The following is a 26,272-nucleotide window of genomic DNA, read 5'->3' as shown; positions in this document are numbered from 1 at the left end:
GTGGGGAGCGTGGGGGCCCCGGTTTTTCCGCCGGGCCGTCCCAAGGAAAAATGCGCCCCCTCGGGGGGCAGCGAACCACACGAAGTGGGGAGCGTGGGGGCCCCGGCTTTTCCGCCGGGCCGTCCCAAGGAAAAATGCGCCCCCTCGGGGGGCAGCGAGGACACGTCAGTGCCGGGCGTGGGGGCCACATTCTTTTTGATGGAGATGAACACGCGGCTCCAGGTGGAGCATCCGGTGACCGAAGCCGTGACCGGGCTGGACCTGGTCGAATGGCAGTTGCGGGTGGCACGCGGAGAAATTTTGCCGCTGGCACAGGGGCAAGTGTGTTTCACCGGCCATGCTATCGAGGTGCGGCTATGTGCTGAAGATGATCAGTTCATGCCACATGCCGGCAGCGTCCTGCATTTTCGGGAGCCGTTCGGTGCGCGCTTTGACCATGCCCTGCATACCGGGCTGGAGGTGACGCCTTTCTACGACTCCATGCTTGCCAAACTCATCGTGCATGCGGCGACGCGTGACGAAGCCATCACCCGGCTGATCGCCGCACTGGATGGCACACAGGTGCTGGGCCTGCCGACCAATCGCGCCTTTTTGGCAGCCTGCCTGGCGCACCCGGTGTTTCGTGCCGGGCGGGCGCTGATTCCCTTTCTGGCAGAACACGGCGACGCGATTCGCCAGACCTTGCAGGACCAGCAGACGCTGGTACGCCTGCCTGCTGCAATCGGCCTGCACTTCGCGGGCAGCGCGGGCGCCGCGCAGGCCTTGCCGTGTCCGTTCGGCAAAGCCTGGCGTGTGTCGCACGGGCAGCAGCTGCTTGCCCTCACGGTGACGGAAACCGGCTGCGGGCTGCTGGAAGTTTCTGCCGGGTTACAGGTCCACGCGGCGGCCTGCGTGGCTGGCGGCCCCGGCGAGCTGCAGGTCACGGTCGATGGCCTGGACAGCACGGTGCGCGCTTGCCAAGTGGTCGATGGGCGCTGGCATGTGCAGGTGGGCGCCGTCGATATCTGGCTCCAGGATGCGCGTTTCGAGCCTGCGTCTGAGGCGGGCGCGACCAGCCAGGCGATGGAGCTCAGGGCACCTTTCAACGGCAAGGTGATTGCGGTCCACACCGCTGTGGGCGACGCGGTCCGGCGTGGTGACACGCTGATGGTCATCGAGTCGATGAAGCTGGAACACGCGGTGTGCGCCACGCGCGATGCAGTGGTTGCAGCGGTTGCGGTGGCGCCCGGCCAGCAAACCGTCCCCGGCCAGGTTTTGCTGAGGTTTGACACATGAACGAAAACACTGCAAACGCGAAGCAGCCGGTTGAGGATCTCGAGGCGCTGGCCGACATCACCGAGTCGGTCAAACGTTTTGCGCTGCGTGAGATCGCGCCGCATGTGAGCCAGTGGGACGATGCTGGGGAGTTTCCTCGCGCGCTGTACCTTGAAGCGGCGGCGCTGGGTTTGCTGGCGTTGGGGTACCCCGAAGCGCTGGGCGGCACGCCAGCATCCTGGTGCCTGCGCAATGCCATGACCCTGGCGCTGTGCCGTTTCGGCGGCAGCGGTGGTGTGCTTGCCAGCCTGTTTTCGCACAACATCGGCCTGCCGCCGGTGCTGGCCCACGGCTCGACAGTGCTGCAACAGGCGGTGATTCCTGCGGTGCTGCGTGGTGAGAAGATCGCCGCCCTGGCCATCACCGAGCCCGGCGGCGGCTCCGACGTGGCGGCCCTGCGCACCACGGCGCGGCGCGACGGCAGCGACTATGTGGTCGACGGTGAAAAAGTGTTCATCACCTCGGGCATGCGTGCCGACTTCATCACCGTGGCGGTGCGTACCGGCGAAGCCGGCAGCAAAGGAGCAGGCGGTATCTCCATGCTGCTCGTGCCCGGTAACGCGCCCGGCCTGAGCCGTACCCGGCTCGACAAAATGGGCTGGTGGTGTTCAGACACCGCACACCTGCGTTTTGACGCCGTACGGGTGCCGGCCAGCCACCTGCTGGGCGAAGAAGGTGGCGGCTTCAAGATCATCATGGGCAACTTCAACGGCGAGCGCCTGGCGATGTCGGCGGCTGCACTCGGGTTTGCCCAGGCCTGTTATGACGAAGCGCTGGACTGGGCGCGCGAGCGCAAGGCCTTTGGCAGCACGCTGGTCGACAAGCAGGTGATCCGCCACAAGCTGGTCGATATGCAGATGCGCATCGCCTCCACCCAGGCCTGGGTGGAGGCCGTGGCGAACCGGGCAGATGCGGGCGAGCAGGGCGCTGACTGGGTGGCCCATGTTTGCATGCTCAAAAATCACGCCACCCAGACCATGCAGTTCTGCGCCGACCAGGCGGTGCAGATACTTGGCGGGATGGGCTTCATGCGCGGCACCAAAAGCGAGCGCATCTACCGCGAGGTCAAGGTCATGATGATTGGCGGCGGTGCCGAGGAAATCATGAAAGACCTGGCTGCACGACAATTGGGCCTATGACGCCTGCTTCCCCAACCCAGCCCGACCCACCTGCCGACTTCGAGCACGAGTTCATCACCGGGCTGAAGATACTTTTTGAAGAGAAGATATCCTTCAACCGCGTGCTGGGCCTGAAGATCATCTCGCTCAAGCCCGAACGTGTCACAGCGCGCATCACCATGAGCGAGCACCTGGTGGGCCACTACGCACACAACCGCATTCACGGCGGCGTCATCAGCGCCGGGCTGGACGCCATGGGCGGACTGGCTGTGATGGCCGCGATAGGTGCCCGCCACATGGACGAGTCGCCGCTGCAGCGCCTGCAACGTTTTTCCAAACTTGGAACCATCGACCTGCGGGTGGACTACCTGCGCCCCGGCATTGGCGAGCAATTTGAGCTGCGCGCCGAAGTTTTGCGCCTGGGCTCGCGCGTGGCCAGCACACGCATGGAATTTTTGGGTGCCGATGGCAAGCTGCTGTCCACGGGGGCGGGCGCTTACATCGTGTCATGAAAAAAGCCACCTGCTGGTGGCTTTTTTGCGCTGGCTGGCTGCGGTTTATTTGATGTACTCGGAGACGGGTTTCCACTTGCCATCCGTGATTTGCGACAGGCGTGACACGTCGCTCCCCAGCCGTTTGGTCGGCGAGTAGGTACCTTCCGCGCTGCCAAACATGTCGGGTGGAATCACCATCGTGTCCATGACCTTGATGAAGCTCTCGGTGTTCAGGTTGGGGCCGGCCTTTTGAGCTGCCTTGGCAAAGATGTCGATGATGTTGTAGCCATAGACCGAGAAGACGGTTGGATCTTCGTTGAATTTGGTCTTGTACTTGTTGGCCCAGAAACGGATCGGCTGCGACGCTTCGTCGAGGTAGGGGTTCTGCACCGTCATGGTGGCATACAGCCCATTCATGGCCGGGCCGCCCAGTTTGTGAATCAGGTCGGTGTAGGCCGCGCTGGAACCCAGGAACACCGGGTTGAAGCCTGTCTTGCGCGACTCGCCAATGGCGCCTATGGTTTCACGGATGATGGTGCCCAGCACCACCATCTCGCAGCCGGCGGCTTTCATCTTGGCCACCTGGGATGAGAAATCTGTTGCGCCGCGTTTGTACGAGGTTTTTTCAGCGTACTCCATGCCTATGGTTTTCAGGCCGGCTTCCCCGCCGCGCATGACCTCCAGGCCGAACTCGTCGTCCTGGTACATGGTGCAGACCTTTTTTGCACCTTTTTCTTTGGCCAGCTTGGGGGCGGCATTGCGCATCTGGTCAAAGTAGGTGGCCGCAAATGAATACTTGAGCTTGTGGAAAGGCTCGTACATCTCGCGCGCCGCGGTGATCGGGAAGAAGTTGATCACGTTCTTGTCAAACTGGACCGGCATGGCGGCCAGGTTCTGCGCCGTGCCGATGTGGCCGACCATCATGAAAATTTTGTCCTGGTTGACCAGCTTCTGGGCAGCCAGCACGGCTTTCTTCGGGTCGTAGGCCGAGTCTTCGACGATGATTTTCAGCTTGCGGCCATTGATGCCGCCCTGCTCGTTGATTTCATCGACCCGCAGCAACATGCCCAGGCGGGCCTGCTTGCCAAATCCGGCGATGGGTCCCGACAGGTCCTGGATGGAGCCCAGGGTGATTTCTGTTTTGCTCACGCCTTGCTGGGCGCTGGCGTAGCCGGCGCTCAGGGCCAAAATGGCCAGTGCAGCGGTGGTTTTGAATTTCATCGGTGTCTCCTGAAAAAAAGAAGGTGCTTGCAGCTTGGCATTCTTAACCTTCGTCCGCGCCTGTCAAGTTGGCGTATTCACTTAGGGGCCATCCCTGTCATCGTGGCGGCACAAAAAAAAGTCGCTCCTCGGGAGCGACCTTGTCACATCGGCGACCGGTCAGGGTTTACCTGACGCCTGGCCCCCGTGCGGCGTATGCCTCATTCCTTGAATTGATCAGCAGTGATCTTCCACGTCCCGTTTTTCTGCAACACCGGGCGCAGACCATTGAACGCCACATACTCGGACACCACTTTCCAGCGGCCGTCCTGGATTTGCGAAAGCCGCGAGAAGTTGTTGCCCAGGCGTTTGGTGGGGCTAAAGCTGGCCTCGGCGGTGCCAAACATGTCGCGCGGGATCACCATGGTGTCCATGGCCTTGATGAAGCTGCCGGTCGTGAGGTCCGTGCCGGACTTCTGGGCGCCGCGAACGAAGGCGTCTATGGCCGCGTAACCATAGACCGAGAACACCGTTGGATCGTCGTTGAACTTGGTCTTGTACTTGTTGGCCCAGAAGCGCACCGGTTGCTCTGCGGCATCGAGGTAGGGTTGCTGCGAGGTCATGGTGGCGAACAGGCCATCCATTGCCTTGCCGCCCAGTTTATGGATCAGGTCGGTGTAGGCGGCGCTGGAGCCCAGGAACAGCGGGTTGAACCCGGTCTTGCGCGACTCGCCAATGGTGCCAATGGTTTCACGGATGATGGTACCCAGCACGACCATTTCGCAACCCGAGGCCTTCATTTTGGCCACCTGGGATGAGAAATCCGTTGCGCCGCGTTTGTACGAGGTCTTTTCGACAAAGGTCGCGCCTATGGTCTTGAGCCCGGCCTCCGCGCCACGCAGCACTTCCTGTCCAAAATCGTCGTCCTGATAAATGATGCAGGCGCTTTTGATGTTTCTGTCCTTCATCAGCTTCGGCGTTGCGATGCGGATCTGGTCATAGTAGGTCGCAGCGAAGGCGTATTTTAGCCTGTCGAAGGGTTCGTACATTTCACGCGCGGCGGTGATCGGGAAGAAGTTGATGACATTTTTTTCGAACTGCACTGGCATTGCCGCCAGGTTCTGTGCCGTTCCGAGATGGCCGACCATCATGAAAATCTTGTCCTGGTTGACCAGCTTCTGCGCAGCCAGAATGGCTTTTTTGGGGTCATAACCGGAGTCTTCGATCAGCAGCTTGACTTTGCGACCGTTGATGCCGCCTTGCTCATTGAGCTCATCGACGCGCAGGATCATGCCCTGGCGAATCTGCTTGCCGAAGCCCGCCAGCGGACCAGACAGGTCCTGGATCGAGCCGAGGGTGATCTCGGATTTTGTTACGCCCTGGTTCCCGCTCTGCGCCATGACGCAGCCGGTACCGAGAGCCAATATGGCGAGCGCCGCGCTGGATTTGAATTTCATGAAAATCTCCTGTTGTCGAATGGGTTGCTGCTGAAAATAAACAGGCGTTGGGGCGCCTGGCGTCCCGACCCAACTGCTGAAAGTCAGATGCGTAAAAAATAAAGCACTTTTTCCAGGCGGGCACGCGCAGGGTAATCCCACGTGATTCACGCTTTTGGGGAAACGGCGAGGCGGTGGCCTCGCGGGGGACGAGCCGGGTGGGGCTTTAGCGGTACATCGCCTCGATGGGTTCGGCGTATTTCTTCTCCACCAGTTTGCGCTTGAGTTTCATCGTCGGCGTCAGTTCCTCGTCTTCGGCGCTGAGTTGCGTTTCGAGAAGGAAGAATTTCTTGAGTTGTTCGACCCGTGCGAATTTCTTGTTGACCCGGTCCAGCTCGGCCTGGATCAGCTCCTGCACCGGGGCCGAACGCGTGAGGCTCAGGTAATTGCTGAAGGGCACGTCATTGTCCTGCGCATATTTCTCCACGTTTTCCTGGTCGATCATGATGATGGCGGTCAGGTAAGGGCGCTTGTCGCCAATGACCACTGCATCGGTGATGTAGGGCGAGAATTTCAGCTCGTTCTCCAGTTCGCTGGGCGTGACGTTTTTGCCGCCAGCCGTGATGATGATGTCTTTCATGCGGTCAGTGATGCGGTAAAAACCGTCGTCATCCACCTGGCCGACGTCGCCCGTGTGCAACCAGCCGTCCGGATCGATGGTCTCGGCAGTTTTGTCGGGCAGGTTCAGGTAACCCATGAAGACATTGCTGCCGCGCACCAGAATTTCACCTGTTGCAGGGTCGAGCTTCATCTCGTTGTAGCCGGCTGCCGGGCCGATGGAGCCCGGCTTCATGCGGCTGGCCGGAACGCCAGTGGACGCGCCGCAGGTCTCGGTCATGCCCCACACCTCCAGCATGGGCACACCCAGCGCCATGTACCACTTGACCAGCTCGGGCGAGATCGGCGCTGCGCCTGTCACGCAAAAGCGTGCACGATGGATGCCTATCAGCTTGCGCGCGTTGTCCAGCGCAATCCAGCGGGCAATCTGGAACTTGAGCTTGAGCCAGCCGTTGACGGGCTGGCCGGCCATGACCTTGTCGGCGATCTCGCTGCCCACACCGATGCCCCAGGCATAGGCGGCTTGTTGCAGCCGGCTGGCTTCCTTGAGCGAAATCATCACGCCTGAATAAAACTTTTCCCAGACGCGTGGCACGGCAGTGAACACCGTGGGCGCGATCTCGCGCACGTTCTCCGGGATGGTTTCCGGGTTCTCGACAAAATTGAGCTTGGCGCCGGTGTACATCGCAAAGTATTCGCCGCCCATGCGCTCGGCGATGTGGCATAGCGGCAAAAAGCACATGCGCTCGTCGTTTTCGTCCTGCGCCACCAGCGTGTTGTAGCCGCGCGCGGTGAATACCAGCCCTTTGTGGCTGTGCATGGCTCCCTTGGGCCTGCCGGTCGTGCCTGAGGTGTAGACCAAAATAGCCAGGTCCTCGGGACGGCAGGCCTGAACGCGCGCCTCAACCGCACCGGCATGCGCGCTCAGGTAGCTGCGTCCCAGCTCGCGCAGGGCCGCCAGGCTGATGACATCGGGCTCGTCCAGGTCGCGCAGGCCTTCCATGTCGAACACCACAATCTTGCGCAGACCGGCCAGCTGGCTGCGCACTTCGAGTGCCTTGTCGAGCTGCTCGTCGTCCTCGACAAACAAAATGGTGGTGCGCGAGTCCTCGCAGAGGTAGTGCACCTGCGAGGCCGCATCGGTCGGGTAAATGCCGTTGGATACACCACCGCAGCTGAGCACGGCCAGGTCGGCCAGCACCCATTCGATCACGGTGTTCGACAGGATGGAGGCGCATTCTCCTGGCGCAAAACCCAGGCTGATCAGGCCGCCGGCGATTTCGCGCACGGCTTGCCCGGTCTGGTTCCAGCTCCAGCTGCGCCAGATGCCAAGTTTTTTCTGACGCATCCAGACCTTGTCCTGGCGCTGCGCAACCGCGTTCCAGAACATCGCCGGAATGGTTTCGCCCTCAAGTACCACGCGGGTCTCGGGCTGGATGTGGGAAAGATCCCAAAGATTAGACATAGAGCCCCCACGCTTGTCGCTTCGCGTACTTCGCTGCCCCCCGCGGGGGCGCTGCGCCTGCGGCCCGGCAAAGCCGGTTCCGCGGCCCCTGCTGGTGAGGAGGAAGCCCCCACGCCTGTCGCTGCGGCTGTGAGAAAGCCAGTTTTGATGTCATCCGTTTTATCTCCACGTCTTTTTCTTCTTCCAGCGGCGCTCGCTGCGCACGCCGTCTTCCTTCATGCCGAGGTAGAACTCCTTGATGTCTTCCTTTTCCCGCAGGCGTGCGCAGGTGTCTTCCATCACGATGCGGCCGTTTTCCAGCACGTAGCCGTAGTCGGAAGCGTTCAGGGCCATGTTGGCGTTTTGCTCGACCAGCAAGATGGTGGTGCCGCGCTCGCGGTTGATGCGCACCACGATCTCGAAGATTTCCTTGGTCAGCTTGGGACTCAGGCCCAAGCTCGGCTCGTCGAGCAGGATCAGGTCGGGTGAGGCCATCAGCGCGCGCGAGATCGACAGCATCTGTTGCTGGCCGCCGGACAGCAGCCCGGCGTCTTGCAAGGCGCGCTCGCGCAGGATGGGAAAGTAGCCGAACACCACTTCGATGTCCCTGGCCACGCCGTCGCGGTCCTTGCGGGTGTAGGCACCCATCAGCAGGTTGTCGCGCACGCTGAGCAGCGGGAAGACCTCACGGCCCTCGGGCACATGGCTCAGGCCCTGCTGAACAATGTAGGCCGGGTCCTGGGCCGTGATGTTGCCCCCCTTGAATTCGATGGAGCCCTTGCGCGGGTCAATGATGCCCGAGATGGTTTTCAAAATCGTGGTCTTGCCCGCGCCGTTGGAGCCCAGCACGGTGGCGATCTCACCGCGCCGCACCTGCAGGCTGACGCCGCGTATGGCCTTGATCGGCCCGTAGGAGCTTTCGACATTGAGCAGTTTGAGCACGGGCTGATCGCTCACGGGAGGGGGTGCCGCGCTCATTGGAGGACCTCCGCCTTGCGGGCTGCTGCGGTAGTCGCCCTGCAAACGGCGCGGCGGCTCATGAGCGGGCCTCCGCATGCACGTCGACAGCTTTGTGTTGACGACGCAGCGAGGACACATCGTCGACGGAGCCGAGATAGGCCTCGATCACACCGGGGTCGTTCTGCACCTCGCGCGGTGTGCCCATGGCCAGGACTTCGCCCTGGTTCATCGCCAGCACCCGGTCGGACACCTTGGAGACCAGCGTCATGTCATGCTCGACCATCAGCACGGTGATGCCCAGCTCATTCTTGATGTCATGAATCCAGAAAGCCATGTCGTCGGTTTCTTCCACATTCAGCCCGGAAGAAGGCTCGTCCAGCAACAGCAGTTTCGGCTCGGTGCACAGCGCCCGGCCCAGCTCCACCACCTTGCGCACACCGTAGGGCAGGCCGGCAACGAAGGAGTCGCGGTGGTGTTGCAGGTCCAGGAAGTCGATGACCTGCTCGGCTTTTTCGCGCGCCTGTATTTCGGCTTCGCGGGTTTTCTGCGTGAAGAAAATCTCGCTCCACAGGCCGGTTTGACGGTGCGTGTGACGGCCGATCAGCAGGTTGTGCAGCACCGTCGCGTGTTCGAACAGCTCGATGTTCTGGAACGTGCGGGCAATACCCAGCGCGGCAATCTTGTGCGGCGGCTGGTCGGTCAGCCTGGCGCCCATGTAATCAATTTCGCCGTTGGTGGGCGTGTAAATGCGGCTGATCAGGTTGAATACCGTGGTTTTGCCCGCGCCGTTGGGGCCGATCAGCGTGAAAACCTCGCCCTGCTTCACATCGAAGCTGACGTTGTTGACGGCCAGCACGCCTCCGAAACGGACGCTGAGGTTGCGGGCTGACAGCAGAGGCTGGTCAGCGGGTAATTGGATGGAACTCATTTCAGGCGATCTGACTTTTGAAAAGATTTCTGGCGCTTGAACATGCCCTTGCGGTAGAACGGAAAGGTCTGCAGATAGGTACGTATCTTCAGCCAGCGTCCGTAGAGCCCGAGCGGCTCAAACAGCACAAAAGCAATCAGCACCATGCCGTAGACCACGCCCTGCAGGCCGGGCGCCTGGCCGATGGCGGCAGGCAGGTAGTCCTTGACCAGCGCAATCGCCTGGGGCATGGAAATCAGGAAGATCGCGCCCAGGAAGGCCCCGTGTACCGAGCCCACGCCGCCGACCACAATCATCAGCAACAGGTCGATGGACTGCAGGATGTTGAACTGGTCGGGCGAAATGAACTGCAGCTTGTGGGCATACAGGGCACCGGCGATGCCAGCGAGCGCAGCCGACAGCGCAAATGACAGCGTTTTGTAGCGGGCAAGGTGAATGCCCATGCTCTGCGCGGAGATTTCGGAGTCCCGGATGGCGACAAAGGCGCGGCCCGTCGGCGAACGCAGCAGGTTGAGAATGGCCAGCGTGGCGCCTATGGCAATCACCAGGCAGAGAAAATAAAACGCTTCGCCGCTGTCCAGCTTCCAGCCGAACATGTCAGGCGCCTTGATGTGGATACCGGCATTGCCGCCGGTGACGCTTTCCCAGCGTGCAAAAACTTCCTCGACGATGAAGCCGAAGGCCAGCGTGGCTATCCCCAGGTAAATGCCCTTGACGCGCAGCGCCGGCAAACCGACCACCAGGCCCACCGCGGCAGACAGGCCGGCGGCGAATGCCAGGGCAATCGGGAAAGGCACACCAGCGTTGGTCATCACCGCCTGGGTGTACGCGCCGACCCCCAAAAAGGCCGCATGGCCCAGGGAGAACAGGCCAGTGAAGCCGGCCAGCAGCATCAGTCCGAGGCCGGCAATCGAGTAGATCAGGATAAAGGTCAGCTGCGCCAGCCAGTACTCGGCAAACAGCCAGGGTGCTGCGACCAGCAGCAGCATCAGCGCGCCATACCAGAACACATGGCCGCCGTGTTTGGCAAGCTTGATGTCCTGTCCGTAATCGGTCTTGAAGATAAACCTCATACCCCCCCCGAAGCGCCCTCGGCGCCTCCCCCCCAAGGGGGCACCACCTGCGGCCCGGCGAAGCCGGTTCCGTGGTGACTTGGCCTTTCAATTGGGTACGCATTGCGCTGTCTTTGGGTCATACCTTCTTTCTGAGTTTTTCGCCGAACAGGCCGTTGGGTTTGACCATCAGCATGATCAGAACCACCACATAAGCCGCGATGTCCTTGATGCCATCGGGCGCATAGAAGCCGGCCAGCGATTCAACGATGCCGATGAGCAGGCCGCCGACAATTGCGCCAGGCAAGCTGCCGAAGCCGCCGACCACCGCGGCAGGAAAGGCCTTCAGGCCGATGAACCCCATGTTGGCGTGAACAAAAGTGATGGGTGCCAGCAGCAGGCCGGCGACGGCGGCCACGGCAGCGGCCAGGCCCCAGACCATGCCGTTGAGCCGCTTGACCGGGATGCCCATGTAGTACGCCGCCAGCTGGTTTTGCGAGGATGCCTGCATGGCGATGCCGAGCTTGCTGTACTTGAACAGCGCGAACAGCAGCAGGCACAACACGGCGGTGCTGGCGATGACGGCCATCTGCTCGATATTGATGATCAGCGCGCCCTGTCCGGCCGCGTTCCCGCCGAGCTGCCAGATCATGTCCTTGTAGGGCACGGGCAAAACGTGGGTTTCGGTGCCTATGCCCGGGATCATGGTGATCAGGCCGCGCGCCACGTAGCCGACGCCTATGGTCAGCATCACGATCGAAAACGCCGGTTGCCCCAGGATGGGCCGTATCACCAGCCGCTCCAGCAGCACGCCGAACAGCGCCATGCCCGCGATGGCGCTGAGCACTGCCAGCCAGAAAGGAAAACCGAGCATGGTCATGCAGGCCAGGCCGCCAAAAGCGCCCAGCATCATCAGCTCGCCCTGCGCGAAGCTCACCGTTTCGGTGGCTTTGTAGATGAGAACAAAACCCAGGGCGATCAGCCCGTAAATGCAGCCTTGTGCGATGCCGCTGATGATCAATTGCAATAACAGCACTTTTACTCCACAATAAATTTTTACAAAGCACTCGCTTGGTAAAAATAAGCAAGAGCCCGAAGGCGAGCAGGCCGCTAACCCTTCCGGCTTGAAATCTGACGGGAGTGATCATGAGCTGCATTCAATGAAAAAATCAATAAGGATTGGTGCCGGGTTGGGTTTCTACGGAGACGCGTGGGAACCCGTGCTTGCGAGCATCGAAAAAGGCGGTGTGCAATACATTGCCAGCGACCACCTCGCAGAACTCACACAGGCCATCCTGCAGAAGGACCTGCAACGCGATGTTTCCCTTGGCTACGCCAAAGACGTGGTGCCTATGCTTATGCATTTGTGGCCGGCGATGCAGGCACGCGGCGTGCGTTTTATCTGCAATGCCGGCGGCCTGAATCCGGCCGGTGCCGCGGCCGCCATCAGGGCTGCCTTTTCGGCACAAAAATGGTCGGCCCGCGTCGCCGTTGTGACAGGCGATGAGGTCTTGCAACAGGTCAACGATCTCGCACCCGCACACATGCTCAGCGCGGCACCCTTCGATGCGGTGCAGGGGCGCATGGTGTTTGCCAATGCCTATCTCGGGGCCCGGCCGATTGTTTCGGCGCTGCAGCAAGGCGCAGACATCGTGATCACCGGTCGTGTTGCCGATGCGGCACTGTTTCTTGCGCCGCTGGTGCACGAGTTCAACTGGAACCTGGGTGACACCGTGGATGCGACTGCTGCCGACCTGAACCGCCTGGCCCAGGGTCTGGCGGTCGGCCACCTGCTCGAATGTTCGGGTCAGGGCAGCGGTGGCAACTTCGGCAGTCTGCAGGCCTGGAAAGCCATTCCTGACCTGGCCCATATCGGTTACCCCATTGCCGAGGTCGAGGAGAACGGTAGCGCCGTCATCATGAAGGCCCCGGGGACCGGCGGGCGCGTCAACTTTGACACCGTGCGCCAGCAGCTGCTGTACGAGGTGCACAACCCGCATGCCTATTTTTCGCCCGACGTGGTGCTTGATCTGTCCACCATCCGCCTCGAGGATTTGAGCCACGACCGGGTGCGCATGACCGGCGCAACCGGCCACCCGCGCACCGGACAGCTCAAGGTGGTGGGCGGCTACCGCGATGGCTTCAAGGCCGAGGTGACCTGGGGTTTCAGCTGGCCCGACGCCTACGACAAGGCGCTGGCGGCGGTGGAGATGGTCAAGAGCCAGCTGGCCGACAAGGCGGTGCCGCACGAGGCCTTGTTCGTGGAATTTCCGGGGCTCAATTCCGCACACGGCGCGCTGGCGCCGTTACCACAAGGGCAGGCGCTGGCCGACCTCAACGAGGTCTGGGTGCGCATGGTGCTGCGCACCCAGGACAAAAAGGCCGCCGACGGTTTCGGCCGGTTGTTCCCCTGGATGGGCCTGAGCGGGCCGGCCTACACTTGCGGCTTTCACGGCCTGCACAACACCAGTGAATTGCTGGGCATCTGGCCGGTCTTGCTGGACCGCTCGCTGGTTGAGCCACAGGTCAGGGTGGAGATGCTGCAAACATGACTACGTCACCATCGACCCTTCAGCTGGCCCGGCTGGCCCATGCGCGCAGTGGCGACAAGGCCGACTGGGTCGACTTTGGCCTGTTTGCCTGGAACGCGGCCGGTTACGCCGTGCTGGCGCGCGAGGTGACGGCGGAGCGCGTGCAGGCGCATTTTGCCCCCTGGCTGCCTGGCCGCGTCGAGTGCTGGACACTGCCCAATATTCTGGCGATCAAGCTGGTGCTGCACGACGCGCTGCAGGGCGGTGGCGCGCGCAACCTGCGGCTGGACAACCTGGGCAAGTCCATGGCGGCAGCGCTGCTGCGCATGGAAATTCATGTCAACGCCGACGAGCTGGCTGCCTGTCTGGCAGCGCCGCGTGTCGGCTGGTGGGGAGACAAGCCGTGAGCATTCATGTCGAAAAAGACGGCGAGGTCGCGATCATCACGCTTGATCGCCCCGACGTGCGCAATGCGGTGGACAGTGACCATGCGCGTGAACTCTACGAGGCTTTCCTGGCCTTCGATACCGACGACAGCGTGAAGGTGGCGGTGTTTCACGGTGCGCATGGGCATTTCTGTGCCGGCTGGGACCTGCAGTCCGGCGCGAAGATGCTGCGCGAAGCGGGCGACAGCGGTGTGGACGCCGCTGTGTTTGCCGACCTGGATTTCGAGGCGTCAGACGACCGGCCGGCGGGCCCGATGGGCCCCTCGCGCCTGCTGCTGTCCAAACCCGTGATCGCCGCCGTGAGCGGCGCTGCTGTGGCCGGCGGCATGGAGCTGGCGCTCTGGTGCGACATGCGCGTGATGGACGACAACGCCTACTTCGGCGTGTATTGCCGGCGCTTTGGTGTGCCGCTGATCGACGGCGGCACGGTGCGCCTGCCGCGCCTGGTCGGTATGGGCCACGCGATGGATCTGATCCTGACTGGCCGCAAGGTGGAAGCGGCCGAGGCCCTGCAGATGGGTTTGTGCAACCGGGTGGTGCCCGCCGGCACGGCGCGCGAAGCAGCACTGCTGCTGGCGCGCCAGCTGGCGGCCTTTCCGCAAAAAACCATGCTGGCTGACCGCCACAGCGCGTACACGCAATGGGACCTGCCTCTGCCAGACGCCCTCAAGCAGGAGTGGGACCGCGGCAGGGCGTGTATCGGCGAAGGCTTGCAGGGCGCTGCACGTTTTGCCGGCGGGCAAGGCCGCCACGGCAAGTTTTAATGCTTGCCTTCGAAAGACAAGAAATCAGGTTGCGGCATTGGCGAGCGAAGATGTCGGGTTACGCTGCGCTAACCCGACCTACGTGCTGCGCCGCTCACCCGAGCTCTTTGGCGGCGGGCGTCTTTGTCTTTATCAGGCAAGCGTCTACCGGCCACGCGCCAGGATCGGGCTGACGGGGCGGTTAGCGTCGCGAAATCAAGGAGGAGGCCGCAGGCCGGGGGACATTCGCGTAGCTGAGTGCCCCGTCGGCCAGCTCCCGCCCACAAAGTGCCACGTCTATAAATGATTGAATGGAAAAACCGGACAAGAGCCAAAAAGGCCTTAAGCCCTTATGGGACGGGTTCAAAGAGCTATCTATTTTATAGCGATGGCGAAGCGGGCCGCGGCAGCGAAGAGACCGGCACCGGCCGCGGCTGGCCCGCATCATCAATCGCCACATAAGTCACGCTGGCCTCGGTTACCTTGATGTAGCGCCCCTGCGAGCCAAAACGTTCGGCATACACCTCGACCTTGACCGTCATCGAGGTGCGGCCTATGCGCGTGAGCTCGGAATAGAAGGACAGGATGTCGCCAACGCGCACCGGCTGCTTGAAGATGAACTCGTTGACCGCCACCGTGGCCATGCGGCCCTCGGCATAACGCGCGGGGATGACCGAGCCGGCCAGATCAACCTGGGCCATGACCCAGCCACCAAAGATGTCGCCGTTGGCATTGCAGTCCGCAGGCATGGGGATCACCTTGAGCACCAGCTCCTTGTCCAGCGGCAGCTTGACGCTCAAGGGGTCAGGGGGAAGGCCGGTTTCGATGGACATAGGCACAATCAGGTATAGAAAATCAATAAACAGGACAATTGTCTCCGATGCGCTCCTTTGCTCCTGTCCCCACCAGTTCGCCTGCTCCCGGCGCACCTGCCTCACCCGACATCAACCGCTCCGACTGGGGCACGCTCAAGCGCCTGTTTCCCTACCTGTGGGACTACAAATGGCGCGTGCTGGCGGCGCTCAGCTTCATGGTCGGCGCCAAGGTCGCGAACATCGGCGTGCCGCTGCTGCTGAAAAATCTGGTCGATGCCATGAGCTTCAAGCCCGGCGATGTGCAGGTGGTGCTGGTGGTTCCGGCCGCGCTGCTGGTCGGTTACGGCCTGCTCAGGCTGTCCACCTCGCTGTTTACCGAGTTGCGCGAGCTGGTGTTTGCCAAGGCCACCGAAGGCGCGGCGCGCCGCATCTCGCTGGAGGTGTTTCGCCACCTGCACGCGCTGAGCCTGCGTTTTCACCTGGAGCGCCAGACCGGCGGCATGACTCGCGACATCGAGCGCGGTACGCGCGGCGTGCACTCGCTGATCTCCTACTCGCTGTACAGCATCATCCCGACGCTGATCGAAGTGACGCTGGTGCTGACCCTGCTGGCGGTCAAGTTCGATATCTGGTTTGCCGGCATCACCATCATTGCGCTCGTGTTTTACATCACATTCACCGTGACGGTGACCGAATGGCGCACCAAGTTCCGCAAGGAGATGAACGAGCTGGACTCCTCGGCACACAGCCGGGCCATCGACTCGCTGCTCAATTACGAAACCGTCAAGTACTTCAACAACGAAGACTTCGAAGCGCGCCGCTACGACGAGAACCTGCTGCGTTACCGCCGCGCCGCCGTCAAGAGCCAGACCACGCTGAGCCTGCTCAACACCGGCCAACAGCTGATCATTGCCGCCGGCCTGGTGGCCATGCTTTGGCGGGCAACGCAAGGCGTGGTCGAGGGGCGCATGACGCTGGGCGACCTGGTGATGGTCAACGCCTTCATGATCCAGCTCTACATCCCGCTGGGCTTTCTGGGCGTGCTTTACCGCGAGATCAAGCAAAGCCTGACCGACCTGGCCAAGATGTTCAACCTGATGGAAAAAGAGCGCGAGATCGCCGACCAGCCCGGCGCGCTGCCCCTGGTCTTCCACCCTCTCCCGCTGGGAGAGGGAAGGGGTGAGGGCTCCCCGTTGCTGGACTCCGCAGTCCGCTTTGAAAACGTCAGCTTCGCTTACGAGCCGTCCCGGCCCATCCTGCACAACATCAGCTTTGAGATCCCGCCGGGCAAGACGGTGGCGGTGGTCGGTTCCTCGGGTGCCGGCAAGTCAACCCTTGCGCGCTTGCTGTTTCGCTTCTACGACGTGATTAATCCCCAGGAAGGGGGCCGCATCACGGTGGGCGGCCAGGACATCACAGCCGTGACCCAGGCCAGCGTGCGTCAGGCGATTGGCATCGTGCCGCAGGACACGGTGCTTTTCAACGACACGGTCGAATACAACATTGCCTACGGCCAGCCCGGCGCCAGCCGCGCTCAGGTGGAAGAAGCCGCCCGCGCCGCCCGCATCCATGACTTCATCAGCTCTACGCCTGCGGGCTACGCCACCATGGTCGGCGAGCGTGGCCTGAAGCTGTCGGGTGGCGAGAAGCAGCGCGTGGCGATTGCCCGCACGCTGCTGAAAAACCCGCCCATCATGATTTTTGACGAAGCCACGTCGGCGCTCGACTCGGCCAATGAACGCGCCATCCAGGCCGAGCTGCGCAGCATTGCCGAAAACAAGACCACGCTGGTCATCGCCCACCGTCTCTCCACCGTGGTCGATGCGCACGAAATCCTGGTGATGGAAGCCGGACAGATCGTTGAGCGCGGCACCCACACGACCCTGTTGGGCTTGGGCGGGCGGTATGCAGCCATGTGGGCGCTGCAGCAGAGTGCGGAGTAAGTTGGGAGTGTTTTAGTCCTCTAGCCCTTGACGGTCGGGCGTTTCCAGCTATCGATTGCATAGCGCCCGGGCCTGACCTGCAGGTGCCCGCCCGTCATGAGGGATTCCCGTAGACACAAGTGCCCTGCGCGCTCGCATAATAAAAAGTATGGAAACCAAATGGCTGGAAGATTTTGTCAGTCTTGCTGAAACCCGCAGCTTCAGCCGTTCAGCCACGCTGCGCCATGTCACGCAGCCGGCGTTTTCGCGGCGCATCCAGGCGCTGGAAGCCTGGGCTGGGACCGACCTGGTGGACCGCAGCTCCTACCCGACCCGCCTGACGCCTGCCGGCGAAACCCTCTATACCCAGTCGCTGGAAATGCTGCAGGGCCTGCAGTCGACGCGGGCCATGCTACGCGGCCACAACTCGGCCGGGCAGGACGTGATTGAGTTTGCGGTGCCCCATTCGCTGGCCTTCACCTTCTTTCCGGCCTGGGTCAGCAGCCTGCGCGAGAAGTTCGGGCCCATGAAGAGCCGGCTGATCGCGCTCAATGTGCACGACGCGGTGTTGCGTCTGGTCGAGGGCAGCTGCGACCTGCTGATCGCCTACCACCATGACTCGCAACCTTTTCAGCTTGATGCCGACCGCTATGAAATGATCAGCTTGGGGCAAGAGGTGCTTGCGCCCTTTGTCAAGGCCGATGCCGACGGCGTACCGCTGTTCAAGCTGCCCGGACGCGCCGGCCAGCCGCTGCCCTACCTGGGTTACGCGTCCGGGGCGTATCTGGGGCGCATGGTGGACCTGATCCTCAAGCAGTCCAGTGTCGCCATCCACCTGGACCGGGTTTACGAAACCGACATGGCCGAGGGCCTGAAAGCGATGGCGCTGGAAGGCCACGGCATTGCATTTTTGCCCTTCAGCGCTGTCAAGAAAGAGCTGCGCGTCAAAAAGCTCGTCAGCGCGGGGCCGGGGCTGGAGATGACCATGGATTTGCGGGTCTACCGCGAGCGGCCCACCAACAAGGCCGAAGCCAAAAGCCCGGCCCAGGCGCTGTGGAACTACCTCGAAAGTCAGGCCCTGCCCAAGACCGCCGGAAAAGTGCGACTAGGTGGCAACCCTTAGTGGTTATAAATTAAATGCATGATGCCGCGCGTTATCAGCATTGGCTTTTCACACGCCCTAAATTTACAGTCCGTTTCGTTCTGCCACTGCGGGTGGCGTGATCTCCCGGCGAGACCTGATCCAGTGTTTCTCCGGGTTGGCACAAAGCCTGCTTAGCCTGACGCTCCGGTTCCACTCCTGTCAACGCAAGCACTATCTTGGTGACACTTTTTTGCGCGACCTGTTTATTGCCTTCGGGCGTTCTGGCCGCGTTAATGCTGTCCTCCAATTGTCCTGGCCTGCGTTCAGGGACTGTCCAGCACGCTGGATGCCGTTGCAAGAGATGGGGTAAACCTTGGGCACAAGCCCATGGCGCGCTCCGTAGAATGGCGTTCATCACCGATTGATTCAACCCTTAGGAAATTTTCATGAAACTCAAACTTGCCGCACTCACTGTCGCCTTGCTCGCCACCAGCGGTGCTTTTGCCCAGGCCAATGACACCCTGGCCAAAGTCAAGGCTTCCGGCGTGATCGTCATGGGTGTTCGCGACTCGTCGGGCGCCCTGTCTTACACCCTGGGTGACGGCAAGTACGCCGGCTACCATGTCGAAATCTGCAACCGCATCATTGCCGACATCGAAAAGGCCGTGGGCCGCAAGCTGGAAGTCAAGTACCAGTCGGTGACGTCGCAAAACCGCATCCCGCTGGTGCAGAACGGCACGGTGGATATTGAATGTGGTTCCACGACCAACAACGCTACCCGTCAGAAAGACGTGTCTTTCCTGCCGACCACCTTTGTTGAAGAAGTGCGCATCGCGGTCAAGGCCAACTCCGGCATCGCCGGTATCGCCCAGCTGAATGGCAAAAACGTGGCGACCACCACCGGCACGACGTCGGTGCAGACCCTGCGTAAAAACGAGCGCGCCACCGGCGTTGACTTCAAGGAAATCTTCGGCAAAGACCACTCTGACAGCTTCCTGCTGCTCGAGTCAGGCCGTGCCGACGCCTTCGTGATGGACGGCGCCATCCTGGCTGGCAACATCGCTACCTCCAAGAACCCTGCCGACTTCAAGATCGTCGGTGAAGTTCTGAGCGTCGAGCCGATTGCCATCATGATCCGCAAGGACGACGCCGGTCTCAAGAAGATTGGTACCGACACCATCACCGGCATGATCAAGTCCGGCGACATGGCCAAGGTCTGGGACAAGTGGTTCATGCAGCCCATCCCGCCGAAAAACAGCCGCGTTGGCCTGGCTGTCAGCGAAAGCACCAAGACCGCCTGGGCCACGCCGAACGACAAGCCCATGGAAGACTACGCCAAGAAGTAATTCCGGACTGAGCTAAAAAACAAACCCCGTCGGTGTGGCTCTGACGGGGTTTGTTGTTGTTAAAGGCCTTTGATGGAGGGGCACGGCGACAGGGTTAAAAAATTTCGTGGCGGGAGACAACATGAATTGGGACTGGAAGGTTTTTTTAAACGACGACGGCAGTGGACGCACTTACCTGGAGTGGATGTTCGAAGCCTGGGGCTGGACCCTGGCCGTCGCTGGCGCTTCGTGGGTGGTCGCGATGGTGGTGGGCGTGCTTTTCGGCACACTGCGCACACTGCCCAACAGTCCCTGGCTGGTACGCCTGGCCAACGCCTGGGTCGAGCTGTTTCGAAACATTCCGCTGCTGGTGCAGATTTTCATCTGGTACTTTGTGGTACCCAAGATGTTCCCGGCGATGAAGGATTTGCCGAGTTTTGTGCTGGTGGTGTTTGCACTCGGGTTTTTTACCTCGGCGCGTATCGCCGAGCAGGTCCGGGCGGGCGTGCAGTCGCTGCCTCGCGGCCAGCGTTATGCCGGTATGGCGATGGGTTTCACCACCGCGCAGACTTACCGTTACGTGCTCCTGCCGATGGCTTTCCGGATCATCGTTCCACCGCTGACCAGCGAGTCGATGAACCTGCTTAAAAATTCGTCGGTCGCGTTTGCGGTGTCCATTGCAGAACTGACCATGTTTGCCATGCAGGCCCAGGAGGAGACCTCACGCGGCATCGAGATTTATCTGGCTGTCACCGCGGCCTACGCGGTGTCGGCGTTTGCGGTCAACCGGGTGTGTGCCTTCATCGAAAAGAAGGTCCAGATACCCGGCTACAGCATGGCCGGCGCGGCTGGTGGGGGGCACTGAGATGTTTGGACTCGACCTGAGCTTTTTCAACTGGGATATCATTTCCAAGTTTGTCATCAAGGGCTTTATCTTCAGCATTCAGCTGACAGTTGTGGCCACCATCGGCGGCATCATTTTCGGTACCATCCTGGCGCTGATGCGGCTGTCGGGCAAGAAAATCCTGGTGGTTCCTGCCACCATCTACGTCAACGGCATGCGCTCGGTGCCGCTGGTGATGGTGATTCTGTGGTTCTTCCTGCTGGTGCCAGCCGGGTTTTATGCGCTGATCCCCGGGGGCAGTAATTACCGGGCAGAAATATCGGCCGTCATTACCTTTGTCGCTTTTGAAGCTGCTTATTTCAGCGAGATCATGCGGGCCGGTATTCAGTCGATCTCGCGCGGACAGGTCAATGCCGGGCGCGCGCTGGGCATGACCTATGCGCAGAACATGAAACTCATTGTCCTGCCGCAGGCCTTCAGAAACATGGTGCCGATTTTGCTGACGCAGACCATCATCCTGTTTCAGGACACCTCGCTGGTGTACGCGATTGGTGCCTATGACCTGCTCAAGGGTTTCAGCACCGCTGGCAAAATTTACGGTCGAACGGAAGAGGCCTACCTGCTGGCTGCCGTGGTTTATTTTGTGATGTGTTTTGGGCTGTCTTACATGGTCAAGCGCCTGCAGAACAAGATAGCCATCATTCGGTAAATTCCCAAGGCCGACAGGCTCCCAGATACAGATCAAGAGAAGACTGGAGAACATGATGATTGAGATGAAAGAAGTTTCCAAGTGGTATGGCACGGTTCAGGTGCTCAACGACTGCAGCACCAGAATCAAAAAAGGTGAGGTGGTGGTGGTGTGCGGGCCTTCGGGTTCCGGCAAGTCCACGCTGATCAAGGTCATCAACGCCCTTGAGCCTTTCCAGAAGGGCGAGATTTTTGTGGATGGCCAGGCGGTGCATGACCCCAAAACCGACCTGCCCAAGCTGCGCTCCCGCGTGGGCATGGTGTTCCAGAACTTCGAGCTGTTTCCGCACCTGAGCGTGACCGAGAACCTCACTCTGGCCCAGGTCAAGGTGCTCGGGCGCAGCCAGGAAGAGGCCAAAACCCACGGCCTCAAATACCTGGACCGTGTGGGCCTGATGCTGCACAAAGACAAGTTTCCCGGCCAGCTCTCAGGCGGCCAGCAGCAGCGTGTGGCGATTGCCCGCGCACTGAGCATGGACCCGATTGCCATGCTGTTTGATGAGCCCACCTCGGCGCTCGACCCCGAAATGGTCGGCGAGGTGCTGGACTGCATGATGGGCCTGGCCACCGACGGCATGACCATGATGGTGGTCACGCACGAGATGGGTTTTGCCAAAAAGGTGGGCAGCCGGGTCATCTTCATGGACGTCGGCGGAAAAATTCTGGAGGACTGCTCCAAGGACGAGTTTTTCCTGCACCCGGAAAACCGGCAGGCGCGGACCAAGGATTTTCTCAACAAGATCCTGGCGCACTGAGTTGGCGCTACTGCGCGGGCGCATGGCGGCGTTGCGGGTCCCGATCAGGCCATCCTCACGTACCTGAAGTACGTTCCGGTAGCCTGACACCCGCGCCTTGCCTTACACCCGCTCGCTACGCGCCAAATGCACGGCTTGCAGGAGATCGTCGGGAGATTTGGGACAATGGCGGCATGACTCAAATCACCCTTACCCGTCCCGACGACTGGCACCTGCATGTGCGGGACGGCGATGCCCTGAATACCGTGGTGCCGCACACCGCAGCGCAATTTGGGCGCGCCATCGTCATGCCCAACCTGCGACCGCCCGTGACCACCGCCGCGCAGGCCGTCGCCTACCGACAGCGTATCCAGGCCGCCGTGCCGGCAGGTGTGGCATTTGAACCTTTGATGACGCTGTACCTGACCGACAACCTTCCGCCCGAAGAAATCAGGCGCGCGAAGGACGCCGGTGTGGTTGCCCTCAAGCTCTACCCGGCCGGCGCCACGACCAACAGCGATGCTGGCGTGACGGATTTGCGCAAGACTTACAAGACGCTGGAGGCGATGCAGCGCGAAGGCCTTTTGCTGCTGGTGCACGGCGAAGTCACCTCGCCGGATATCGACCTGTTTGATCGCGAGGCGGTGTTTATCGACACCCAGTTGATCCCGCTGCGCCGCGATTTTCCCGAACTGAAGATGGTGTTCGAACACATCACGACCAAAGAAGCCGCGCAGTATGTGCATGATGCCGGCCGCTTCACAGGTGCCACCGTCACCGCGCACCATTTGCTGTACAACCGCAATGCCATCTTCACGGGCGGCGTCCGCCCGCATTATTACTGCCTGCCGGTTCTCAAGCGCGAGACGCATCGGCTGGCGCTGGTGGAGGCCGCGACCGGCGGCAACCCGCGCTTTTTCCTGGGTACCGACAGCGCGCCGCACCCGGCCCATCTGAAAGAACACGCCACCGGCTGCGCCGGCTGCTACACCGCCCATGCGGCCATGGAGCTGTATGCCGAAGCCTTTGATACCGCCGGCGCACTGGATCAGCTCGAAGCCTTTGCCAGCTTCAACGGCGCCGATTTTTATGGCCTGCCGCGCAACCAGGGCACCATCACGCTGAAGAAAGAAAGCTGGACGCCACCCGAAAGCTTTGCGTTTGGCGAGGCCGAACTCAAGCCGCTACGCTCGGGCGAAACCTTGCCGTGGAAGCTGGTTTCCAGCAGGAGTAATTGATGGAACGTAAACCGCTTGTTGCGCTGTTGATCGATGCCGACAACCTCTCCGCTGCCAGCGATGTCGAGGAAGTATTCCGGCAGCTTGACGGGCTGGGACTGTCCGTTTCCGTGCGGCGCGCTTATGGGGGTCACGATAAGTTGGCGGGCATCAAGGACGTGCTTAGACGGAACGGGGTACGCGCCTTGATCAACCAAGGCAAGGGCACGACTGACGTGGCGCTGGTAGTTGACGCGATGGACCTGATGCACAACGATTCGCTGCCAACCAGCGTGGCCATTGCCTCTAGCGACGCGGACTTCGCGCCGCTGGCGCTGCGCCTGCGCGAGGCGGGCATGCGCGTGATCTGCTTTGCCCGGCGCGAGAAAGCCGACGCCGACGCCCTGCAGATGTGCTATGCCGATGTTCGGTACGTGGACGGCGAGCCTAAACGCTCGCCTGCGCGCAAGACACCGGCCCCGGCACCTGTTTCCGCAGTCGTGTCCGCGCCCAAGGTTGCGCCTACCGCCAGGCGCGCGCCCACCAAGAAAGCTCCGCCGCAGGGCCCCGAAGCCATCCTGAAGGCTGTACCTGCCCTTCGCACCGGCAAGCCAGTACCGATGAACGACGTGGTGAAACGGCTGCGGGACGAAAAAATTCTTAGCAAACACGGCAAGCTGGCCACGTTGTTACGCAATTCCGGTGCCGATTTCCGGCTGTCGCCCGAAGCGGCGCCCACGCAAGTCCAGTGGATAGACCACGTCGCTCGGTAAAATTTGACGTGAACGACTGGGACCGTCCCTGGCTGGCGCCCTGGCGCAAATCCGGTGAGCGCGTGGCGCTGGCCATTGCGGGCGGCGCGGCCTTCCATGAGGCGCTGAACCGCGAGCCCGATGGGCCGCGGCGGTTTGTGGCGCAATCCGCTTTGCCCGCCGGCGAGGCCTACGAACAGTTCATCTTCGACTCGGGCACGGTGCCAACGCGCGACAACCTGCACGACTTTTTTAACGGCCTGTGCTGGCTGCGTTTCCCGCTGACCAAGGCAAAACTCAATCAGCTGCAGGCGGCGGAGATCGCGGCGGCCGGTGTGGCTCCGCTGCGCGGGCCGGTGCGTGACGCTTTGACCGTGTTCGACGAAAACGCGGCCTTCCTGTCAGCGCCGCAGCCGCTGTGGGATGCGCTGCTGGACAAGGACTGGCGCAAGCTGTTCATCGACTTGCGCCCCCTGTGGCAGCATGCGCAGCTGGTGCTGTTTGGCCACGCTTTGCTTGAGAAGCTGGTTTACCCAAGAAAACCGGTCACAGCCCATGTCTACCGGGCGCAACCAGCTATGAATTCCATAGCAGATCTGGACGCGTGGGTGGCAGGCGACCTGGGTACGGAGAAACTTGCCGCCAAGCCTTTTGCGCCGCTGCCGGTGCTCGGCGTGCCCGGCTGGTGGCCGGAAAACGAGAACTTTTCCTTTTATGATGACAACCTGGTATTCAGACCCCACCGAACGCTGCAGAACCTACAACAACACAAAAACAGCGGCTGAGCTGCCGGCGCAACTTGATATGGGTCTTGCAGACCTCACATCCTGCGCGAGGCGGATTTTTTTTCACCGACCCCACGGAGAACCCATGAAACGTATTTTGCTGTTCGTAATGACCAACCTTGCGGTGGTGGTGGTGCTGGGCATCGTCGCCAGCCTGCTCGGCGTCAACCGCTTCCTCACGCCGCAAGGCCTGGACTTGGGCATGCTGCTCGGTTTTGCCGCTGTCATCGGTTTTGGCGGCGCCATCATCTCGCTGCTGATAAGCAAGCCCATTGCCAAGTGGAGCTCCGGTGTGCGCGTGATCAACGAGCCGCAAAACGCCGACGAAGCCTGGATTGTGGAAACCGTTCGCAAGCTGGCCACCACGGCCCAGATCGGCATGCCCGAAGTCGGCATTTTTGAAGGCGCGCCCAACGCCTTCGCCACCGGCGCGTTCAAGAACTCCTCGCTGGTGGCGGTGTCCACCGGGCTGCTGCAGGGCATGACACGGGAAGAGATCGAAGCTGTGCTGAGCCACGAGATTGCCCACGTGGCCAATGGCGACATGGTCACCATGGCGCTGATCCAGGGCGTGATGAACACCTTTGTGGTGTTCCTGAGCCGCGTGATCGGTTATGCGGTGGACAGCTTTCTGCGCCGCGGCAGCGACAACAACTCCGGCCCCGGCATTGGTTACTGGATCAGCACCATCGTGCTGGACATCGTGCTGGGTTTTGCCGCCGCCATTGTTGTGGCCTGGTTCTCGCGCCACCGCGAGTTCCGTGCGGACGCCGGCGCCGCCCAGCTGATGGGCCGCAAGCAGCCCATGATCAATGCGCTGGCGCGCCTGGGCGGCATGGTGCCCGGCCAGTTGCCCAAGGCGGTGGAAGCCATGGGCATCACCGGCACCATGGGCAAACTGTTTGCGACGCACCCGCCGATTGAAGAGCGCATCGCCGCACTGCAGAACGCCCAGCCCGGTCAGGTCTGAGGTCGAGCCGGCTCCCATTGAAAAGCCGCTGCAGCTGCGGCGGCTTTTTTTTATGGCGCGGCGGTGGCTTTGGCGGCTTGCTCTGTGCGCACGCGCGCCAGTGTTTCCGTCACTTCGGCCAGACGCATGCCGTACATGTCGGCAAATTCGGCTTCGGTTTTTCCGCTGGCATCAAAGGCGCGCAGCAGCGCCTCGCGCTTGGCCGATTGCACAGCCAGCTCGGCCAGCGCGTCGTCGACCAGCGCATTTGTCGCTTCGTCCTGCACGCGCACCAGGGCGGCGTAGTCTTCGCGGCTGAGGCCCGAGGCTTCGATGGCAGCCATCAACCGCAGGCGCAGCCGGGGGCGCAGGTCCTCACGCGAGCGCGCCTGGCGCCGGCGGAAGATCTCGAGGATGGCGTGGTGCACATGTTCGGGCGCGACCGGCTCGACAGGGTTACCGTCGAGGTCGTGGCGCGCCATGCCAGCGGCTACGCTGTCAAGGTAGCGGGTAGAGCGGGCATGCTGACCCATGGCCAACTTGAGCTCGTCCTTTTTGAAGTCCTCGGGATGGCGCGCCTGCAGGTCCTGGAACACCCCCAGCTTGAGCGGCAGGAAACTGGCGCCGAACAGCTTGGGGTAGAGCTCAAACAAGCGCTCATGCACGGGGTTGACCGCGCGTGCCTGCTGAGGCCTCGGGACAGGTGCGCGCTTGCCGTTGGCAGGGGGTGCCTGGGTGGGCTTGGTGGCAGTTGCATCAGTCATGGCGTCGGTTCAAAAGAGGAATAGAGCTGGTGGGGGGGCGGACATGGCGC

General features: G+C 61.6%; 25 protein-coding genes. 16 read left to right on the top strand and 9 right to left on the bottom strand.

From position 1 onward, the window contains the following. The 3 genes from ACESMT_RS07975 to ACESMT_RS07965 all read left to right on the top strand — a co-directional run. A partial coding sequence (locus ACESMT_RS07975; protein ID WP_372826033.1) for a biotin/lipoyl-binding protein occupies positions 1–1,275 on the top strand: 1,275 nt, incomplete at its 5' end. Next, positions 1,272–2,453, top strand: a complete 1,182-nt coding sequence (locus ACESMT_RS07970) for an acyl-CoA dehydrogenase family protein (RefSeq protein ID WP_372826032.1) — start codon at positions 1,272–1,274, stop codon at positions 2,451–2,453. The genes ACESMT_RS07975 and ACESMT_RS07970, both read left to right, overlap by 4 nt. Continuing rightward, complete coding sequence (locus ACESMT_RS07965) at positions 2,450–2,944, top strand: thioesterase family protein (protein WP_372826031.1); 495 nt, start codon at positions 2,450–2,452, stop codon at positions 2,942–2,944. Before ACESMT_RS07970 ends, ACESMT_RS07965 begins: the two co-directional genes overlap by 4 nt. Before the next feature lie 45 nt (positions 2,945–2,989). On the opposite strand, the gene ACESMT_RS07960 is transcribed toward ACESMT_RS07965, so the two are convergent. The 7 genes from ACESMT_RS07960 to ACESMT_RS07930 form a co-directional block, all read right to left on the bottom strand. Beyond that, positions 2,990–4,147, bottom strand: a complete 1,158-nt coding sequence (locus ACESMT_RS07960) for an ABC transporter substrate-binding protein (protein ID WP_372826030.1) — start codon at positions 4,145–4,147, stop codon at positions 2,990–2,992. Positions 4,148–4,347: 200 nt separating this feature from the next. Continuing rightward, positions 4,348–5,583: an ABC transporter substrate-binding protein gene (locus tag ACESMT_RS07955; RefSeq protein WP_372826029.1), complete on the bottom strand. Its 1,236-nt coding sequence runs from the start codon at positions 5,581–5,583 to the stop codon at positions 4,348–4,350. A 205-nt stretch (positions 5,584–5,788) separates the two neighbouring features. Continuing rightward, the gene (locus ACESMT_RS07950; protein WP_372826028.1) at positions 5,789–7,645 is read right to left on the bottom strand and encodes a long-chain fatty acid--CoA ligase; all 1,857 of its coding nucleotides are present in this window, start codon (positions 7,643–7,645) and stop codon (positions 5,789–5,791) included. A 159-nt stretch (positions 7,646–7,804) separates the two neighbouring features. Beyond that, positions 7,805–8,602 carry an ABC transporter ATP-binding protein gene (locus ACESMT_RS07945; protein ID WP_372826027.1) on the bottom strand — a complete coding sequence of 266 codons (798 nt, stop codon included), beginning with the start codon at positions 8,600–8,602 and terminating at the stop codon, positions 7,805–7,807. A gap of 58 nt (positions 8,603–8,660) precedes the next feature. Next, a complete protein-coding gene (locus ACESMT_RS07940; protein ID WP_372826026.1) occupies positions 8,661–9,512 on the bottom strand; it encodes an ABC transporter ATP-binding protein in 852 nt (283 codons plus the stop codon). Then, positions 9,509–10,585 carry a branched-chain amino acid ABC transporter permease gene (locus tag ACESMT_RS07935; RefSeq protein ID WP_372826025.1) on the bottom strand — a complete coding sequence of 359 codons (1,077 nt, stop codon included), beginning with the start codon at positions 10,583–10,585 and terminating at the stop codon, positions 9,509–9,511. Before ACESMT_RS07935 ends, ACESMT_RS07940 begins: the two co-directional genes overlap by 4 nt. 118 nt (positions 10,586–10,703) lie before the next feature. Continuing rightward, positions 10,704–11,600 (bottom strand): branched-chain amino acid ABC transporter permease, encoded by an 897-nt coding sequence (locus ACESMT_RS07930; protein ID WP_372826024.1) that lies wholly within the window; start codon positions 11,598–11,600, stop codon positions 10,704–10,706. A 124-nt stretch (positions 11,601–11,724) separates the two neighbouring features. Here ACESMT_RS07930 and ACESMT_RS07925 point away from each other — a divergent pair, with 124 nt between their 5' ends. Genes ACESMT_RS07925 through ACESMT_RS07915 form a run of 3 tightly spaced genes read left to right on the top strand, consistent with a single transcriptional unit; the run spans position 11,725 to position 14,305 of the window. Then, positions 11,725–13,116, top strand: coding sequence for an acyclic terpene utilization AtuA family protein (locus ACESMT_RS07925; RefSeq protein ID WP_372826023.1), 1,392 nt, complete (start codon positions 11,725–11,727; stop codon positions 13,114–13,116). Next, positions 13,113–13,502 (top strand): hypothetical protein, encoded by a 390-nt coding sequence (locus ACESMT_RS07920; protein ID WP_372826022.1) that lies wholly within the window; start codon positions 13,113–13,115, stop codon positions 13,500–13,502. The genes ACESMT_RS07925 and ACESMT_RS07920 overlap by 4 nt, the downstream gene beginning before the upstream one ends. Further along, entirely contained in the window at positions 13,499–14,305 is an 807-nt protein-coding gene (locus ACESMT_RS07915; RefSeq protein WP_372826021.1) for a crotonase/enoyl-CoA hydratase family protein, read from the top strand. Before ACESMT_RS07920 ends, ACESMT_RS07915 begins: the two co-directional genes overlap by 4 nt. A 359-nt stretch (positions 14,306–14,664) precedes the next feature. Here the strand turns inward: ACESMT_RS07915 and ACESMT_RS07910 are convergent, their stop codons facing one another. Continuing rightward, positions 14,665–15,117 carry an acyl-CoA thioesterase gene (locus tag ACESMT_RS07910; RefSeq protein WP_372826020.1) on the bottom strand — a complete coding sequence of 151 codons (453 nt, stop codon included), beginning with the start codon at positions 15,115–15,117 and terminating at the stop codon, positions 14,665–14,667. A gap of 47 nt (positions 15,118–15,164) precedes the next feature. On the opposite strand from ACESMT_RS07910, the gene ACESMT_RS07905 reads away from it, so the two are divergent. The 10 genes from ACESMT_RS07905 to htpX all read left to right on the top strand — a co-directional run bounded on the left by ACESMT_RS07905 (position 15,165) and on the right by htpX (position 25,479). Continuing rightward, entirely contained in the window at positions 15,165–17,042 is a 1,878-nt protein-coding gene (locus ACESMT_RS07905) for an ABC transporter ATP-binding protein/permease (protein ID WP_372826019.1), read from the top strand. 148 nt (positions 17,043–17,190) lie between these two features. Continuing rightward, entirely contained in the window at positions 17,191–18,144 is a 954-nt protein-coding gene (locus ACESMT_RS07900; protein WP_372826018.1) for a LysR family transcriptional regulator, read from the top strand. Between the two features lie 407 nt (positions 18,145–18,551). Further along, positions 18,552–19,451 (top strand): transporter substrate-binding domain-containing protein, encoded by a 900-nt coding sequence (locus tag ACESMT_RS07895; RefSeq protein WP_372826017.1) that lies wholly within the window; start codon positions 18,552–18,554, stop codon positions 19,449–19,451. Between the two features lie 121 nt (positions 19,452–19,572). Further along, positions 19,573–20,295, top strand: a complete 723-nt coding sequence (locus tag ACESMT_RS07890; RefSeq protein ID WP_372826016.1) for an amino acid ABC transporter permease — start codon at positions 19,573–19,575, stop codon at positions 20,293–20,295. Between the two features lies 1 nt (position 20,296). Then, positions 20,297–20,983: an amino acid ABC transporter permease gene (locus ACESMT_RS07885; RefSeq protein WP_372826015.1), complete on the top strand. Its 687-nt coding sequence runs from the start codon at positions 20,297–20,299 to the stop codon at positions 20,981–20,983. Positions 20,984–21,038: 55 nt separating this feature from the next. Then, positions 21,039–21,776 carry an amino acid ABC transporter ATP-binding protein gene (locus tag ACESMT_RS07880; protein ID WP_372826014.1) on the top strand — a complete coding sequence of 246 codons (738 nt, stop codon included), beginning with the start codon at positions 21,039–21,041 and terminating at the stop codon, positions 21,774–21,776. A 173-nt stretch (positions 21,777–21,949) separates the two neighbouring features. Then, the gene (gene pyrC / locus ACESMT_RS07875) at positions 21,950–22,993 is read left to right on the top strand and encodes a dihydroorotase (RefSeq protein WP_372826013.1); all 1,044 of its coding nucleotides are present in this window, start codon (positions 21,950–21,952) and stop codon (positions 22,991–22,993) included. Then, on the top strand, positions 22,993–23,745 hold the full coding sequence (locus tag ACESMT_RS07870; protein ID WP_372826012.1) for an NYN domain-containing protein: 753 nt from the start codon (positions 22,993–22,995) through the stop codon (positions 23,743–23,745). The genes pyrC and ACESMT_RS07870 overlap by 1 nt, the downstream gene beginning before the upstream one ends. An 8-nt stretch (positions 23,746–23,753) precedes the next feature. Further along, positions 23,754–24,509: a DUF3025 domain-containing protein gene (locus ACESMT_RS07865; protein WP_372826011.1), complete on the top strand. Its 756-nt coding sequence runs from the start codon at positions 23,754–23,756 to the stop codon at positions 24,507–24,509. Positions 24,510–24,594: 85 nt separating this feature from the next. Then, positions 24,595–25,479 (top strand): protease HtpX, encoded by an 885-nt coding sequence (gene htpX, locus ACESMT_RS07860; protein ID WP_372826010.1) that lies wholly within the window; start codon positions 24,595–24,597, stop codon positions 25,477–25,479. 50 nt (positions 25,480–25,529) lie between these two features. Here the strand turns inward: htpX and ACESMT_RS07855 are convergent, their stop codons facing one another. After that, positions 25,530–26,222: a ProQ/FINO family protein gene (locus ACESMT_RS07855; RefSeq protein ID WP_372826009.1), complete on the bottom strand. Its 693-nt coding sequence runs from the start codon at positions 26,220–26,222 to the stop codon at positions 25,530–25,532. Positions 26,223–26,272: the final 50 nt, after the last annotated feature.

This window comes from Polaromonas sp. (genome assembly GCF_041689105.1).
GTDB lineage: Bacteria > Pseudomonadota > Gammaproteobacteria > Burkholderiales > Burkholderiaceae_C > Polaromonas.
Note: the sequence above shows the minus strand (reverse complement) of the source record. Positions and strands in the feature narration are given on the sequence as shown.

What these genes read in the sequence shown, in the direction of transcription:
- ACESMT_RS07970 (WP_372826032.1), top strand. Translation starts at nt 1,272, where the DNA reads ATGAACGAAAACACTGCAAACGCGAAGCAGCCGGTTGAGGATCTCGAG.
- ACESMT_RS07965 (WP_372826031.1), top strand. Translation starts at nt 2,450, where the DNA reads ATGACGCCTGCTTCCCCAACCCAGCCCGACCCACCTGCCGACTTCGAG.
- ACESMT_RS07960 (WP_372826030.1), bottom strand. Translation starts at nt 4,147, where the DNA reads ATGAAATTCAAAACCACCGCTGCACTGGCCATTTTGGCCCTGAGCGCC.
- ACESMT_RS07955 (WP_372826029.1), bottom strand. Translation starts at nt 5,583, where the DNA reads ATGAAATTCAAATCCAGCGCGGCGCTCGCCATATTGGCTCTCGGTACC.
- ACESMT_RS07950 (WP_372826028.1), bottom strand. Translation starts at nt 7,645, where the DNA reads ATGTCTAATCTTTGGGATCTTTCCCACATCCAGCCCGAGACCCGCGTG.
- ACESMT_RS07945 (WP_372826027.1), bottom strand. Translation starts at nt 8,602, where the DNA reads ATGAGCGCGGCACCCCCTCCCGTGAGCGATCAGCCCGTGCTCAAACTG.
- ACESMT_RS07940 (WP_372826026.1), bottom strand. Translation starts at nt 9,512, where the DNA reads ATGAGTTCCATCCAATTACCCGCTGACCAGCCTCTGCTGTCAGCCCGC.
- ACESMT_RS07935 (WP_372826025.1), bottom strand. Translation starts at nt 10,585, where the DNA reads ATGAGGTTTATCTTCAAGACCGATTACGGACAGGACATCAAGCTTGCC.
- ACESMT_RS07925 (WP_372826023.1), top strand. Translation starts at nt 11,725, where the DNA reads ATGAAAAAATCAATAAGGATTGGTGCCGGGTTGGGTTTCTACGGAGAC.
- ACESMT_RS07920 (WP_372826022.1), top strand. Translation starts at nt 13,113, where the DNA reads ATGACTACGTCACCATCGACCCTTCAGCTGGCCCGGCTGGCCCATGCG.
- ACESMT_RS07910 (WP_372826020.1), bottom strand. Translation starts at nt 15,117, where the DNA reads ATGTCCATCGAAACCGGCCTTCCCCCTGACCCCTTGAGCGTCAAGCTG.
- ACESMT_RS07905 (WP_372826019.1), top strand. Translation starts at nt 15,165, where the DNA reads ATGCGCTCCTTTGCTCCTGTCCCCACCAGTTCGCCTGCTCCCGGCGCA.
- ACESMT_RS07900 (WP_372826018.1), top strand. Translation starts at nt 17,191, where the DNA reads ATGGAAACCAAATGGCTGGAAGATTTTGTCAGTCTTGCTGAAACCCGC.
- ACESMT_RS07895 (WP_372826017.1), top strand. Translation starts at nt 18,552, where the DNA reads ATGAAACTCAAACTTGCCGCACTCACTGTCGCCTTGCTCGCCACCAGC.
- ACESMT_RS07890 (WP_372826016.1), top strand. Translation starts at nt 19,573, where the DNA reads ATGAATTGGGACTGGAAGGTTTTTTTAAACGACGACGGCAGTGGACGC.
- ACESMT_RS07885 (WP_372826015.1), top strand. Translation starts at nt 20,297, where the DNA reads ATGTTTGGACTCGACCTGAGCTTTTTCAACTGGGATATCATTTCCAAG.
- ACESMT_RS07880 (WP_372826014.1), top strand. Translation starts at nt 21,039, where the DNA reads ATGATTGAGATGAAAGAAGTTTCCAAGTGGTATGGCACGGTTCAGGTG.
- pyrC (WP_372826013.1), top strand. Translation starts at nt 21,950, where the DNA reads ATGACTCAAATCACCCTTACCCGTCCCGACGACTGGCACCTGCATGTG.
- ACESMT_RS07870 (WP_372826012.1), top strand. Translation starts at nt 22,993, where the DNA reads ATGGAACGTAAACCGCTTGTTGCGCTGTTGATCGATGCCGACAACCTC.
- htpX (WP_372826010.1), top strand. Translation starts at nt 24,595, where the DNA reads ATGAAACGTATTTTGCTGTTCGTAATGACCAACCTTGCGGTGGTGGTG.
- ACESMT_RS07855 (WP_372826009.1), bottom strand. Translation starts at nt 26,222, where the DNA reads ATGACTGATGCAACTGCCACCAAGCCCACCCAGGCACCCCCTGCCAAC.